General features: G+C 68.4%; 11 protein-coding genes. 3 read left to right on the forward strand and 8 right to left on the reverse strand.

The annotated features are described in order from the left end of the window. The first annotated feature begins 14 nt into the window (after positions 1-14). Together KIP89_RS16545 and KIP89_RS16550 are read left to right on the forward strand one after the other, a co-directional pair. On the forward strand, positions 15-575 hold the full coding sequence (locus KIP89_RS16545; RefSeq protein WP_213756699.1) for a hypothetical protein: 561 nt from the start codon (positions 15-17) through the stop codon (positions 573-575). Positions 576-675: 100 nt separating this feature from the next. Then, positions 676-1191: a cupin domain-containing protein gene (locus KIP89_RS16550; RefSeq protein WP_213756700.1), complete on the forward strand. Its 516-nt coding sequence runs from the start codon at positions 676-678 to the stop codon at positions 1189-1191. A gap of 16 nt (positions 1192-1207) precedes the next feature. Here KIP89_RS16550 and KIP89_RS16555 read toward each other — a convergent pair whose 3' ends face one another. From KIP89_RS16555 to KIP89_RS16565, 3 genes are all read right to left on the reverse strand, one after another. Continuing rightward, on the reverse strand, positions 1208-2890 hold the full coding sequence (locus KIP89_RS16555; RefSeq protein ID WP_213756926.1) for a thiamine pyrophosphate-binding protein: 1683 nt from the start codon (positions 2888-2890) through the stop codon (positions 1208-1210). Between the two features lie 80 nt (positions 2891-2970). Continuing rightward, positions 2971-3453 carry a DUF2214 domain-containing protein gene (locus KIP89_RS16560; protein WP_213756701.1) on the reverse strand — a complete coding sequence of 161 codons (483 nt, stop codon included), beginning with the start codon at positions 3451-3453 and terminating at the stop codon, positions 2971-2973. Between the two features lie 21 nt (positions 3454-3474). Then, a complete protein-coding gene (locus tag KIP89_RS16565) occupies positions 3475-3885 on the reverse strand; it encodes a DUF6152 family protein (protein ID WP_250152578.1) in 411 nt (136 codons plus the stop codon). A 161-nt stretch (positions 3886-4046) separates the two neighbouring features. Here KIP89_RS16565 and KIP89_RS16570 point away from each other — a divergent pair, with 161 nt between their 5' ends. Further along, the gene (locus tag KIP89_RS16570) at positions 4047-4445 is read left to right on the forward strand and encodes a hypothetical protein (RefSeq protein ID WP_250152579.1); all 399 of its coding nucleotides are present in this window, start codon (positions 4047-4049) and stop codon (positions 4443-4445) included. A gap of 54 nt (positions 4446-4499) precedes the next feature. Here the strand turns inward: KIP89_RS16570 and gyrB are convergent, their stop codons facing one another. The 5 genes from gyrB to dnaA all read right to left on the reverse strand — a co-directional run bounded on the left by gyrB (position 4500) and on the right by dnaA (position 11596). Further along, positions 4500-6938 carry a DNA topoisomerase (ATP-hydrolyzing) subunit B gene (gene gyrB, locus KIP89_RS16575; RefSeq protein ID WP_213756702.1) on the reverse strand — a complete coding sequence of 813 codons (2439 nt, stop codon included), beginning with the start codon at positions 6936-6938 and terminating at the stop codon, positions 4500-4502. A 58-nt stretch (positions 6939-6996) separates the two neighbouring features. Next, on the reverse strand, positions 6997-7611 hold the full coding sequence (locus KIP89_RS16580) for a LysE family translocator (RefSeq protein WP_213756703.1): 615 nt from the start codon (positions 7609-7611) through the stop codon (positions 6997-6999). Positions 7612-7645: 34 nt separating this feature from the next. After that, positions 7646-8830 carry a DNA replication/repair protein RecF gene (gene recF / locus KIP89_RS16585; RefSeq protein WP_213756704.1) on the reverse strand — a complete coding sequence of 395 codons (1185 nt, stop codon included), beginning with the start codon at positions 8828-8830 and terminating at the stop codon, positions 7646-7648. Beyond that, positions 8827-9942, reverse strand: a complete 1116-nt coding sequence (dnaN, locus tag KIP89_RS16590; RefSeq protein ID WP_213756705.1) for a DNA polymerase III subunit beta — start codon at positions 9940-9942, stop codon at positions 8827-8829. Before dnaN ends, recF begins: the two co-directional genes overlap by 4 nt. A 232-nt stretch (positions 9943-10174) precedes the next feature. Continuing rightward, positions 10175-11596 (reverse strand): chromosomal replication initiator protein DnaA, encoded by a 1422-nt coding sequence (gene dnaA / locus KIP89_RS16595; protein WP_250152580.1) that lies wholly within the window; start codon positions 11594-11596, stop codon positions 10175-10177. Positions 11597-12761: the final 1165 nt, after the last annotated feature.

Raw genomic sequence — 12761 nt, forward strand, 5'->3', positions numbered from 1 at the left:
CTGGGGGGCGCATCATGGTGGTTTACGTCGAGGGCCGGATCGACCTGCACGTCACGGACGTCCTCCAGCTGTTCGACATGATGGACCCGTACCCGTTCCGCGAGCGCGACATCGCGGGCGAGGTCGACGAGCACATCTATGACGAGGCCGTCGACATGCCCTCGACCGCGCCGATCGCCATCTTCATCCACATGCCGGCGGCGGCCGCCGACACGGAAGCGGCGCGGGGCCTCAGCGTCGCCTTTGCCAGCTTCTTCGCGGCGCAGGCCGAGCGTGGCTCGCGCGAGCTGTCGCAATTGCTGCGGCTCGGGCGGCAGGCGCTGGGGGTCGGTCTGGTGGTTCTGGCCTTGTGCGTCGTGATCGGGCAGGTGCTGTACAATCTTCTGTCCGGCACCACGCATATTGCGTCCTTCATCCTGGAAGGCTTCATGATCCTTGGCTGGGTCGCGAACTGGCGGCCGATGGAAATCTTCCTCTATGACTGGTGGCCCATCGTGCAGAAGCGCAGCCTCTATCGCCGGCTGGCGGCCGCGCCGGTGACGGTGGTGCCGTATCAGGTCGCGCCGCAGGCTTGATGCGGGGGACTTGATATCGACGGACTTGATGTCGAGGAGCGCCGCCTCCTAGTCTGGCGTTCAAGCGGTGGAGACACGCCGCGCACACCGGGAGGACGGCATGGCGCATGATCCTGACGAGCGGCACCACGATGACGGGCACCACCCGCACGATCATGCGCGCTGGAAACATGACGGCGTGCGCGTGATCAAGGGCGACCGGCTCGACCCCCAGACGGCGCAGACGCCGGGCATGTTCCGGCAGGCGGCGATCAACCTCGCCCGCGTCGGTGCGCAGAAGATCTGGGCCGGCACGGTCACCATCCAGCCCGACGCCAAGACCGGCGTGCATCACCATGGCGCGCTGGAGAGCGTGATCTATGTGGTGCGCGGCAAGGCCCGCATGCGCTGGGGCGAGCGGCTGGAATATGTCGCCGAGGCGGAAGCGGGCGACTTCATCTTCGTGCCGCCCTATGTGCCGCATCAGGAGATCAACGCCGATCCCGGCCAGCCGCTCGACTGCGTGCTGGTGCGCTCCGACAATGAGGCGGTGGTGGTGAACATCACCGATATCGACCCGGTGGAGAAGCCGGAGGCGGTGTACTGGGTCGATCCGATCCACAAGGCGCCGGAGTAAACGCGCGCCGGTCCGGTCAGCTCACCGAGCGGTCCCCGAGCGACTTCTCGCGCAGGGCTGTGAGGGTGGTGGAGGGGGTGATCGCCTCCGGGTCGAGCTTCACATGGACGATGGACGGCAGGCCGGAGGCGAAGGCGGCGTCGAGCGCCGGGACGAACCGTTCGTCGCGCTCCACCGTCACGCCGAAGCCGCCAAAGGCGCGGGCATAGGCGGCGAAATCCGGGTTCTTCAGGCTCGTGCCGAAGACCCGGGTGGGGTATTCGCGCTCCTGATGCATGCGGATGGTGCCGTACATGCCATTGTCGACGACGACCGCGACCACCGGCACGCCATATTGCACGGCCGTGGCGAACTCCTGACCGGTCATCAGGAAATCGCCGTCGCCGCACACCGCGACCACCGGGCGTTCGGGCTGCGCGCGCTTGGCGGCGATGGCAGCGGGCAGGCCGTAGCCCATCGAGCCCGAGGTCGGCGCGAGCTGCGAGCCGAAGGCGCGGAAGCGGTGGAAGCGGTGCACCCAGATGGCGAAATTGCCGGCGCCGTTGCAGATCGTCGTTTCCGGCGGCAGGGCGCGCAGATAACGCACCAGCGTCGCCATCTGTACCGGTCCGGGATTGGCCGGCGGGTCCTCGGTCCAGCCGAGATAATCCGCCCGCGCACCGGCCCGCCATTCACCCCAGACGATGGAGTTGGGCGGCTGCACCCCTTCCAGCGCGGCGGCGAAGGCGGCCGATGAGGCGTTGATCGCCAGCGTCGGCTGGTAGACGCGGCCGAGTTCGTCCGGGTCGGCATGGACATGCACCAGCGGCACGCCGGGATCGGGAATGCCCAGCAGGCTGTATCCCTGCGAGGGGACTTCACCGAAGCGACCGCCGGCGAGGATGACGAGGTCCGCCTCCTTCAGCCGGGCGCCGAGCTTCGGGTTGAGCGAAAAGCCGATATCGCCGGCATAGGACGCGTGGTCAGCCGGAAACAGCATCTGCCGGCGGAAGGAGACCGCGACCGGCAGGTCGAAACGCTCGGCAAAGCGCGTGACCGAGGCGATGGCCTTCGGGTTCCAGCGCGCGCCGCCGAGGATCATCAGGGGCTTTTTGGCGGCCCACAGCATCTTCTGTAGGCGCATCATGTCGGTGAGGCCCGGCCAGGTCTCGGCGGGTTCCACGGCCGGCGCATCCGGCGCCTCGGCCAGCTCGCTCAGCACGTCCTCGGGCAGGGCGATGACCACCGGGCCGGGGCGGCCCTGCATGGCGACGCGGAAGGCGCGGGCGATGATCTCGGGGATTCGGGCGGCCTCGTCGATCTCCACCGCCCATTTGGCCAGCGGGCCGAACACGGCGCGGTAATCCACTTCCTGAAACGCCTCACGCCCGCGCATGGAGCGGGCGATCTGGCCGACGAACAGGATCATCGGCGTGGAATCCTGCTGGGCGATGTGCACGCCCGCGCTGGCATTGGTCGAGCCCGGCCCGCGCGTGACGAAACAGATGCCCGGCCGCCCGGTGAGCTTGCCCACCGCTTCCGCCATCATCGCCGCGCCGCCCTCCTGCCGGCAGATGACGAAGTCCACCTCCGTGTCGGAGAGCGCGTCGAGCACATCGAGATAGCTCTCGCCGGGCACGCCGAAGGCGCGGGTGACGCCATTGGCAATGAGCGCATCGACGAGAAGGCGGGCGCCGGTGCGGGCGGAGGCGGAGAACATGGTCATGGCAACACGCGGGACTCAGGGCGGCAGGATGTGCGGCACTCTAGAGCGGGACCGGGCGGGAGGCGAGTAGGGCTTCAGGCGAAGCCGATCCAGCGGCCCGCGACCAGAACCGCGATCCACAGCAGCGCCGAGAGGCCGGCAGACAGGCGCACCCCTGCCGTCACCTCCCCGCCCGCCCGCGCCGTCCGCCAGGCCGGCCGGGAGTGCTGGAGGCCGGTATTTGCCAGCGCCAGAGCGAGCAGCGCGAGCTTGGCGAGGAAGGCGGGGTTGCCGAGATAGTCCGCCGGCTGGACGGTGAACAGCCAGAAGCCGGTGAGCAGGGCGAGCCCCAGCCCGCCGGCGGCGACGCGGGTGAGCAGCGGCGCCAGAACGGCGAGCGGCACGGCGCGCCACAGCCCCAGAAGCCGCGCATCCAGCGTCAGGATCGGCCCGACCAGCAGGGCGATGCCGAGGATGTGGGCGGCGTTGACCAGCAGATAGGCCACCCAAGAGGCGCGCAGCGCCCGCGCCCCCGGCCAGCCGGCGAGCGCCTCGGTGAAAGGCGTGAGAGCATCCACCTCGTCGCGTCCCGGCGCGCGTCAGTTGGCGCCGATCCGCTCGGGATACATGTCGTAGTTCTTCCCCGCGATGGTGATGCGCACCGCCTTCATATGCGCCTCATCGGAGTCCCGCGAGCGGTTGCCGAGCACGGTGATGGCGTCGCCGACCTTTACCGTCTGCCCGGTGAAGCCGGAGGCGGCGGTCTGCCGGGGATTGCCGAGGTCGACCTGCCAGTCCCGGCCGTCGGCGGCGCGCACACGCAGCGTCGGATGGGGTGGGGCCATGGAGATGGCGGTGATCGTGCCCTCCAGCGTCATCTTCTCCGATTCCGCCCAGCTCCAGCCGTGATGGGCGAGCGCGGGCGACAGAATGGGGGCGGTCAGCAGGCCGGCGACGATCGTCGCGGACAGCAGCGGGCAGCGGGTGAACGGGTGCGCGAGGCGGGGCATGGCGCGTCTCCTGTCGTTGCGGAAGCTGCGGGAGACTATGGGGCGATGCGCCTGTCGGGCGAGGGGGCGGCGCCTCACTTTTTCGCCAGAGATCCGGGCGCTCTCCTGCTGCGTAGCAATGGACCGAGCTTGGCACGTTCCATCGCTGGACAGGAGGTTCCATGATGCTGAAAGCGCACTGCCTCGCAATGGCCGGGCTGCTGATCGCCGCCCCGGCGGTCGCATCCGAACTGAGCGCGGAGGATATCCGCCGCGAGATCATCGGCCGCCACATCTTCCTTGCCGCGCCGCTGGGCGGCGAGTTTCCGCTGAACTATCACCCGGACGGCAAGGTCGACGGGGATGGCGACGCGGTCGGCCTCGGCCGCCTCGCGCAGCCCAAGGATGAGGGGCGCTGGTGGATCGCCGATGACCGGCTCTGCCAGCGTTTCGAGAGCTGGTACGACGGCAAGCCTATGTGCTTCGTTCTCACCCGTATCGGCGACGGGCAGGTGGCCTGGCTGCGCGACAATGGCGAGAAGGGCACCGCCCGCATCGGCGGGCGGATCGCGTCGCGCTGAAGGGCGCCGGCGGATTGCCGCCGGTGCCTTTGAGCGGGTCAGACGTCGACCGAACTAGACGTCCACGCTCGCGCGCAGGGCGTTGTCCTGGATGAACTCGCGGCGCGGCTCCACCACATCGCCCATCAGCCGGTTGAACAGGTCGTCGGCATCGGCGACCTCCTTGACCTTCACCTGAAGCAGCGAGCGGGCATTGACGTCGAGCGTGGTTTCCCAGAGCTGCTCGGCATTCATCTCGCCCAGGCCTTTGTAACGCTGGAGCGCAATGCCCTTGCGCCCGGCATCGGTGACGGCGTCGAACAGGTCCATCGGGCCATAGACCAGCGTTTCCGTGCCCTTGCGGCGCAGCGTGGCCGGGTCGGCATGGACTTCCTGAAGATCGGCGGCCAGCGCATCGAGACGGCGCGCCTCGGCCGAACCGATGAAGGTGGCGTCGAGCACGGCCACTTCCTTCACGCCGCGCACCACGCGGGTGAAGCTGAAGCCTGTGGGATCGGCCGTGCCGGTCCAGCCGCGCTCGGTGTCGTCGGCGATGCGGTCGAGGCGGGTCGCGACGAGGGCGGCGACGTCAGCCGCGCGCTCCTCCTCGATCAGCAGGCCCGGCGCGAAGGCGCCGGCAATGGCCGCCTGCTCGACGGCGGCGCGGTTGTAGCGCGGGTGCAGACCGTTCATCACATGGCGGAAGGAGCGGGCGCTCTCCAGCACATGGTTGAGATCGCTGCCGGTGCGGACCTCGCCCGAGGTGAGCATGAGCGAGGCTTCGTCGAGGCCCTGTTGGATCAGATAGTCCTCCAGCGACCGCTCGTCCTTGAGATACTGCTCGGACTTGCCGCGCGTGACCTTATAGAGCGGCGGCTGGGCGATGTAGATGTGGCCGCGCTCCAGCAGTTCCGGCATCTGCCGGAAGAAGAAGGTCAGCAGCAGGGTACGGATGTGGGAGCCGTCCACGTCCGCGTCCGTCATGATGATGATCTTGTGGTAGCGCAGCTTGTCGACATTGAAGTCGTCGCGGCCGATGCCGGTGCCGAGCGCGGTGATCAGCGTGCCGATCTGGTCCGAGGACAGCATCTTGTCGAAGCGCGCGCGCTCGACATTCAGAATCTTGCCGCGCAGCGGCAGGATGGCCTGGAAGGCGCGGTTGCGGCCCATCTTGGCGGAGCCGCCGGCCGAGTCACCCTCGACGATGAAGATTTCGGACTTCGCCGGGTCGCGCTCCTGGCAGTCGGCCAGCTTGCCGGGCAGGGAGGCGACGTCGAGCGGGTTCTTGCGGCGGGTCAGCTCGCGGGCCTTGCGCGCGGCCTCGCGCGCGGCGGCGGCTTCCACCACCTTGGTGACGAGCGACTTGCTCTCGCTGGGGTGTTCCTCCAGCCAGCTGCCGAGCGCCTCGTTGACCAGCGCCTCGACCACCGGGCGCACCTCGGAAGAGACCAGCTTGTCCTTGGTCTGGGAGGAGAATTTCGGGTCCGGCACCTTCACCGAGAGCACGGCGGTCAGACCCTCGCGGCAATCCTCGCCGGTGGGGTCGACCTTTTCCTTCTTGGCGATGCCGGAACGCTCGGAATAGCCGATGATCTGGCGCGTCAGCGCGGCGGCGAAGCCGGTGAAATGGGTGCCGCGATCGCGCTGCGGGATGTTGTTGGTGAAGCACAGCACGTTCTCGTGGTAGCTGTCGTTCCACGAGAGGGCGCATTCCACCATCATGCCGTCCTTTTCGGCGCGGATCACGATGGGCTTGGGCAGCAGCGCCTGCTTGGAGCGGTCGAGATACTGCACGAAGGCCTCGACGCCGCCCTCATACATCATCTCCTCGCGCTTCACTTCCGGGTGCCGCGCATCGGTCAGCACGATGCGCACGCCGGAGTTCAGGAAGGCGAGCTCGCGCAGCCGGTGCTCCAGCGTGGCGTAGTCGAATTCGATGTGGGTGAAGGTGTTCGGGCTGGGCACGAAGGTGACCATGGTACCCCGCTTGCCTTCCGGCGCCGGGCCCTTCACCGCCAGAGGCGCTTCGGCGTCGCCGTTGCGGAAGCGTATATGGTGCTCAAGCCCGTTGCGCCAGATCGTGAGATCGAGCGTGGTGGAGAGCGCGTTGACCACCGAGACGCCGACGCCGTGCAGGCCGCCGGAGACCTTGTAGGAGTTCTGGTTGAACTTACCGCCGGCGTGCAGCTGGGTCATGATGACCTGCGCCGCCGAGACGCCTTCCTCGGTATGGATGTCGGTCGGGATGCCGCGGCCATTGTCGGTCACGGTCACGGAGCCGTCCGCGTTCAGCGTGACGGTGACCTCGTCGGCATAGCCGGCCAGCGCCTCGTCAATGGCGTTGTCCACGACCTCATAGACCATGTGGTGCAGGCCGGAACCGTCATCGGTGTCGCCGATATACATGCCCGGCCGCTTGCGCACCGCGTCGAGCCCGCGCAGCACCTGGATCGACTGCGCGCCGTAGTCTTCCCCATTGGAGGCCGGGGTCGGGACGTTGTCGGGCTCGGCCATGGATGCAGCTCTTCGAATCGCTTGAATTGACGGGTTCTTTTGTAGCGCAAATGCGCGTTTATTTCGTCGCTACCAGCACCGCCGCGCCCGCCATGGCGGTTCCGCAGGCGCGGTTGATCAGGCGGACGCCGCGCGCGCTCCCGGCAAAGTGCCGGGCGCGGTGGGCGAGCGCCACATAGCTGCCGAACACGGCGACCAGCACGAGGGTGATGATGGCGCACAGCTCGGCGAAGCCGAGCATGGTCAGACGGTCGAGATCGACGATGGTCGGCAGCAAAGCGAGGTAGAACGCCATCGCCTTCGGATTGCCGAGCGTCATGCCGAGACCGGTGAGAAACAGGCCAAGGCGCGAATCCGCTTCGCGGATCGTCGCTGCCTGCGCGGGCGCGGCGGAGGCGGTCCACAGCTTCCAGGCGAGATAGATCAGGTAGGCGGCGGCGGCGAGGCGCACCAGCACGAACAGCGAGCCGAGCGTGGCCGCCAGCGCGGCGAGGCCAAGCACGGCGGCGGCAAGCCACACCATGTCGCCGAGCACGATGCCGGCGAGCAGCGGCCCTGATCCCTCGCGCCCGCGCGCCAGCGTGCGGGCCACCAGCGCGATCACGCTCGGCCCCGGCGAGGCGGCGGCAAGGGCGAGGGCGGCGGCGAAGACGGCAAGGTCGATCATATTCATGATGGCGCACTCGTGCGCGTACGCGCGAGCGAGGTCAAGTGCTGTTATCGGCGGGCTGACCGGCGGGGACGACATGGCCGGGGGTGACGAGGAAACGCTCGGCCCGATCGCCCAGCGCGGCAAAGGCGGAGGGGTCGGCGCCGGTCATCCACACCTGTCCGGCCAGCCGCTCCAGCGCCTCGAACAGAGCGGCGCGGCGGGTGGGATCGAGATAGGCCACCACATCGTCCAGCAGCATCACCGGCGCCATGCCGACCATCTCCCCGACCAGCCGGGCATGGGCGAGGGCGAGGCCGATCAGCAGCGCCTTCTGCTCACCGGTGGAGCCGAGCGCGGCGGCGATGCCCTTCGGGCCATGGCCGACCGAGAGGTCCGACAGATGCGGGCCTTCCAGCGTGCGCCCGGCGGCGCGGTCGCGCGGGCGGGCGGCACCGAGGGCGGCGCGGTACTGGTCCTCGACGAGGGTCGCCGGCCGCTCCGCCAGCGCGCGCTCGACTTCGCCCTCCAGCGTCACGCTGGCCCAGGGAAAGGGGGAGGCGTCGTCGCGTCCCAGCGCGATGCCGGCGGCGAGGCGGCGCACGGTTTCCAGCCGGGCGGCGGCGACGGCGATGGCGAGCGCGGCGAGTTCCTGCTCGACGGCATCGAGATAGCGCGGATCGGTGGAGGGGTCTTCCAGCAGGCGGTTGCGGGAGCGAAGCGCTCGCTCCAGCGCGTTGACGCGGGCGCCGTGCTCGGCATCGACCGCCAGCACCAGCCGGTCGAGAAAGCGGCGGCGCTCGGAGGGTGGTCCGGTGAACAGTCCGTCCATGTCCGGGGTCAGCCAGACCACGCGCAGATGATCGGCGAAAGCGGCGGCCGAGCCGACCGGCTCGCCGTCGATGCGGCAGCGGCGGGCACGGGCCTCCTCCGGTCCGGCCTCGACGCCGGTGCCGAGCATCACCTCGCCATAGGCGCCCTCGACGCGGGCGGAGACCGCCCAGCCCGGCGCGCGGGCGCCGTCCGGCCGGCGCGCGGCGAACTGGTCGAGCCCGGCGCGGCGCAGGCCACGGCCGGGGGAGAGCAGCGAGATGGCTTCGAGCAGATTGGTCTTGCCGGCGCCATTGGCGCCGACCAGTACGACAGGGCCGTCGCCGGCGCGGATTTCGGCGGCGTGGTAGCTGCGGAAATCGGCGAGCTGGAGCCGCCGGATGCGGGCGCGCGGGGCCGTGGGCGCGCTCACACGCGCATCGGCATCAGCACATAGAGCGCGCCGCGCTTCTCGGGATCCTGCAACAGGGTCGGGGAGCCCGGATCGGCGAGCTTGAGCTCGGCGGTGCCGCCTTCGATCTGCGAGGTGATGTCGAGCAGATAGCGGCTGTTGAAGCCGATATCGATCGGTTCGGAGGCGTATTCGACTTCCAGCTCCTCGGTCGCGCTGCCCGAATCCGGGTTGGTGACGGAGAGCGTCAGCTTGCCGTCGCCGATGGACAGCTTGACCGCCCGGCCGCGTTCGCTGGCAACCGTCGAGACGCGGTCGACGGCGGAGGCGAACTCGGCCTTGTCGACCACCAGCGTCTTGTCATTGCCGACCGGGATCACCCGGCCGTAATCGGGGAAGGTGCCGTCGATCAGCTTCGAGGTCAGCACCACCCGGTCGAGCGAGACGCGGATCTTGGCGGTGGAGAGTTCCACCGTGACCTCGGCATCGCCATCCTCGGCAAGGCGCTGGATTTCCGCCACCGCCTTGCGCGGCACGATGACGCCCGGCATGCCGATCGCGCCCTCGGGGGCGGCGGTCTGCGCCTGGGCGAGGCGGTGCCCGTCAGTGGCGACGGCGCGCAGCACCGGGCCATTGGCGTCCGCTACATGGAAATAGATGCCGTTGAGATAATAACGGGTCTCTTCGGTCGAGATGGCGAACTGCGTCTTGTCGACGAGGCGCTTCAGCTCCCCGCCCGGCAGGGTGAAGCGGTGCGTCATCTCGCCGGCGGCGAGATCGGGGAACTCGCCTTCCGGCAGGGTCTGGAGGGCAAAGCGCGAGCGCCCGGCGCGCACGGTGAGCGTGCCGCGGTCGCCGGAGGTCTCCAGCTGGACCTGCGCGCCCTCGGGCAGCTTGCGCACGATGTCGTAGAGCGTATGCGCCGGCACCGTGGTGGCGCCTTCCTGCCCGACTTCGGCGGAGATCGTCTCGACGATCTCGATATCCAGATCGGTCGCGCGCAGGGCGAGGCCCCGCGCATCGGTGCGCATCAGCACATTGGCGAGGATCGGGATTGTGTTGCGCCGCTCAACGACACGATGAACGTGGGCGAGTGACTTGAGCAACTCGGCCCGCTCGACAGTGACCTTCATGGCCGCGACACCCGTAGCATTACGAGAAACCAGAGACGCACAGGGCGCAGACGGCGAGGCATCGACCCGCATCGTGCGCCCCGGGCGGACGGCGCAGGCGCGCCGCCGGGGGCGTCGACATTGCCGTCATGCCTGCGCCAAGGCAAGCGCGGGGTGCTGCGATGCGGCGAAATAATGGGGATAGAAGCGGGGATAGCGGGCATGCCGCCATCCCCCGGCCGGCGCCGCGCGCCTAATCGTCGCTGACGAGCCGCTTCAGCGTCTCGATCTCGTCCGCCACCGCGCGGTCGCTGCCGACCAGGCCCTCGATCTTGCGCACGGCGTGCAGCACCGTGGTGTGGTCACGCCCGCCAAAACGACGGCCGATTTCCGGCAGCGAGCGCAGAGTGAGCATCTTGGCGAGATACATCGCGATCTGGCGCGGCTTCACCACATTGGCGGTGCGGCGCTGCGAGAGGATGTCGGCGCGCGTGACATTGTAGTGCTTGGCGACGATGCGCAGGATGTCGTCCACCCGCACGCGCTTGGGCTCGGAGGAGCGCACGAGGTCGCGCACGGCGGTCTCGGCCATCTCCAGCGTGATGGCGCGGGAGGTGAGCTGGTTATGCGCCAGCAGCCGGTTCAGCGCGCCGTCGAGATCCCGGCCGTTCTGGCCGCAATTGCGGGCGATGAAGCTCAGCACATCCGGCGGCACGTTGAAGCCGGGATGCTGCAAAGCGAGGGCGCCGACGCGGGCGGACAGGATGTCGATCCGCAGCTCCTCGTCGAGCGGGGCGATCTCCACCACGAGGCCACCGGCGAGGCGCGAGCGGACTCGCTCCTCCAGCGCGTCAAGCTCGGTCGGCGGACGGTCGGCGGCGATCACCACCTGGCGGCCGGAATCCATCAGCGCGTTCAGCGTGTGGCAGAATTCCTGCTGCACGCTCTTGCCCTGCAGGAACTGGAGGTCGTCGATCACCAGCGTGTCGATGCCGCGCAGCTGCTCCTTGAAGGCGATGGCCGACTGGGTCTTCAGCGCGGCGACGAAGCCATACATGAAGCGTTCGGCGGTCAGATAGACCACGCGGCGGCCATGCTCCGGCCCGGCGGCGGCGATGGCCTGCAGCAGATGCGTTTTGCCGAGGCCGACGGCGGCATGGAGATAAAGCGGGTTGAACACCGGGCCGGCGCCGGCCGGGGCGGCCGCCACCTTGAGCGCGGCCGCATGGGCGAGGCGGTTGGAATCGCCGAGACGGTAGGACGCGAAAGTCAGGCGCGGATCCAGCGGCGAGCCGCCGCCGACATCGCCCGACAGGGACGGCGCGGGGATCGGGGTGGAGGCGGCCGGGCGCGGCTCGCCGGCCGGGCGGACCATCGGCGTCGGGACGGCGGCATGGCGCATCGGCAGGCCGGGGGCGCGCATCACCGCGGTGCGGACGATGAGGTCAACGCGCTCGACGCCCAGTTCCTCGCTCCACAGAGCGGTGAGGCGCTCGATGTAGTGCTGCTGGATCCAGGTCTTCAGAAAGCGCGTGGGCACCGACAGGCGGGCGGTGGCGCCGAAAATGCCGTCGAGTTCGAGGCGCGGAAACCAGCTTGAATAGACTTCCTCGCCGATCTCGGCGCGCAGGCGGCGACGCACCTTCTCCCACGCATCGCGCGGGGCGGTGTCCAAATCGACAGGGGAACCGGCTGCCGTGACGGGACCCGGAAAGGATACACCGTCCGAAGGCTCAAGGCTGTTGGATTTGAACATCGTAGCTCCGCTGGTTTTTTGCGGTTCTTGGGAAAGGCAGAGACAACGGACCCCGCCCGGCTGAAGCACCGTGCAAGCACGGCAGCGCCGAGGGCGTGCGACAATCAATGCCGATGAATGAGATGTGGCGCCGTGCGCCGCGGCCAGCCTTCAATCAGATCGATGAGCGGCTATGGCCGGAAAGGTGGTTCAGCTCGGAGGACGCGCCTCCGGCGACCGGGACCGGGCGACTGAGTCACAAGGATAGAACATCTGGCAAGGCATATCCGGCAGGCCGTCGCGCGGCCCCGTTCCGTCATCCCCGCTCACGCTCATTCCCGCAATCATAGCAGCCCCTTCGCGGCAATAGACTTGCCGTCCCCGTCGCAGATTTCGTTTTTGTATAATGAACTACAAACGAATGTGGTCACGGGCTCATTCGGACAAGAGTGCCCTATGGGCATGTCTTGTCATGTAATAGCCAGCCATCCGAGGGCCGGCTGCGCTGAGGGGTAGTAAAACAGTCACGCAACTACCTCCTCATGCCTGAATGAGCTGCACCTAAACTCAACTTGTCGCTGAAGTGCCCGGCAGGACCGGATGAACACACCATACACATGGGTCCCCCGCGGTGCAACGCCGTTGGGGCGCCGGCTGCCCGCCGGATGGGCGAATCGGCTGACCAAAAAACGAACATCAGTCGGCAAATCTCTGACTCACTTGCAAGATTCTCGGGTGCGCGGCGACGGGTGTTTCCTCACCTATTTTTCCCCTCCGGGGGGGGTGTCGGTGACGGGGTGGGGTGATTCCGGGGGTGTGCCGAGGCGTGGGGTATAAGTTTTTGATATTAAAGATGAATTTCTGCGCGGCTCGGGAATGGGGAATGGCCCCGGAAAGGCGAATCGCCACTGCGCCGTAAGCTGGGGAGAGTCAAGCGCAAGCCGGAGAGCATGCCGCCGGGCATCCCCATCAAAATTCGCCGTGTGACGGAATTGCAACGGTGCCATGACGCCACCGCCGCGCCTGGCGCGACCCATGTGCGCTTCCAGCACATGGCCCGTCGCGCGCCCGGCGAGGGGTGGTTCCGCGGTCCCGAACGCAAAAA

The organism is Ancylobacter radicis, from assembly GCF_018449475.1.
Taxonomy (GTDB): Bacteria; Pseudomonadota; Alphaproteobacteria; order Rhizobiales; family Xanthobacteraceae; genus Ancylobacter; species Ancylobacter radicis.

Excerpts from the sequence above, each read along its gene's own strand:
- KIP89_RS16555 (WP_213756926.1), bottom strand. The coding sequence starts at position 2,890 with ATGTTCTCCGCCTCCGCCCGCACCGGCGCCCGCCTTCTCGTCGATGCG.
- KIP89_RS16580 (WP_213756703.1), bottom strand. The coding sequence starts at position 7,611 with ATGAATATGATCGACCTTGCCGTCTTCGCCGCCGCCCTCGCCCTTGCC.
- KIP89_RS16550 (WP_213756700.1), top strand. The coding sequence starts at position 676 with ATGGCGCATGATCCTGACGAGCGGCACCACGATGACGGGCACCACCCG.
- dnaN (WP_213756705.1), bottom strand. The coding sequence starts at position 9,942 with ATGAAGGTCACTGTCGAGCGGGCCGAGTTGCTCAAGTCACTCGCCCAC.
- KIP89_RS16565 (WP_250152578.1), bottom strand. The coding sequence starts at position 3,885 with ATGCCCCGCCTCGCGCACCCGTTCACCCGCTGCCCGCTGCTGTCCGCG.
- KIP89_RS16545 (WP_213756699.1), top strand. The coding sequence starts at position 15 with ATGGTGGTTTACGTCGAGGGCCGGATCGACCTGCACGTCACGGACGTC.
- gyrB (WP_213756702.1), bottom strand. The coding sequence starts at position 6,938 with ATGGCCGAGCCCGACAACGTCCCGACCCCGGCCTCCAATGGGGAAGAC.
- KIP89_RS16570 (WP_250152579.1), top strand. The coding sequence starts at position 4,047 with ATGATGCTGAAAGCGCACTGCCTCGCAATGGCCGGGCTGCTGATCGCC.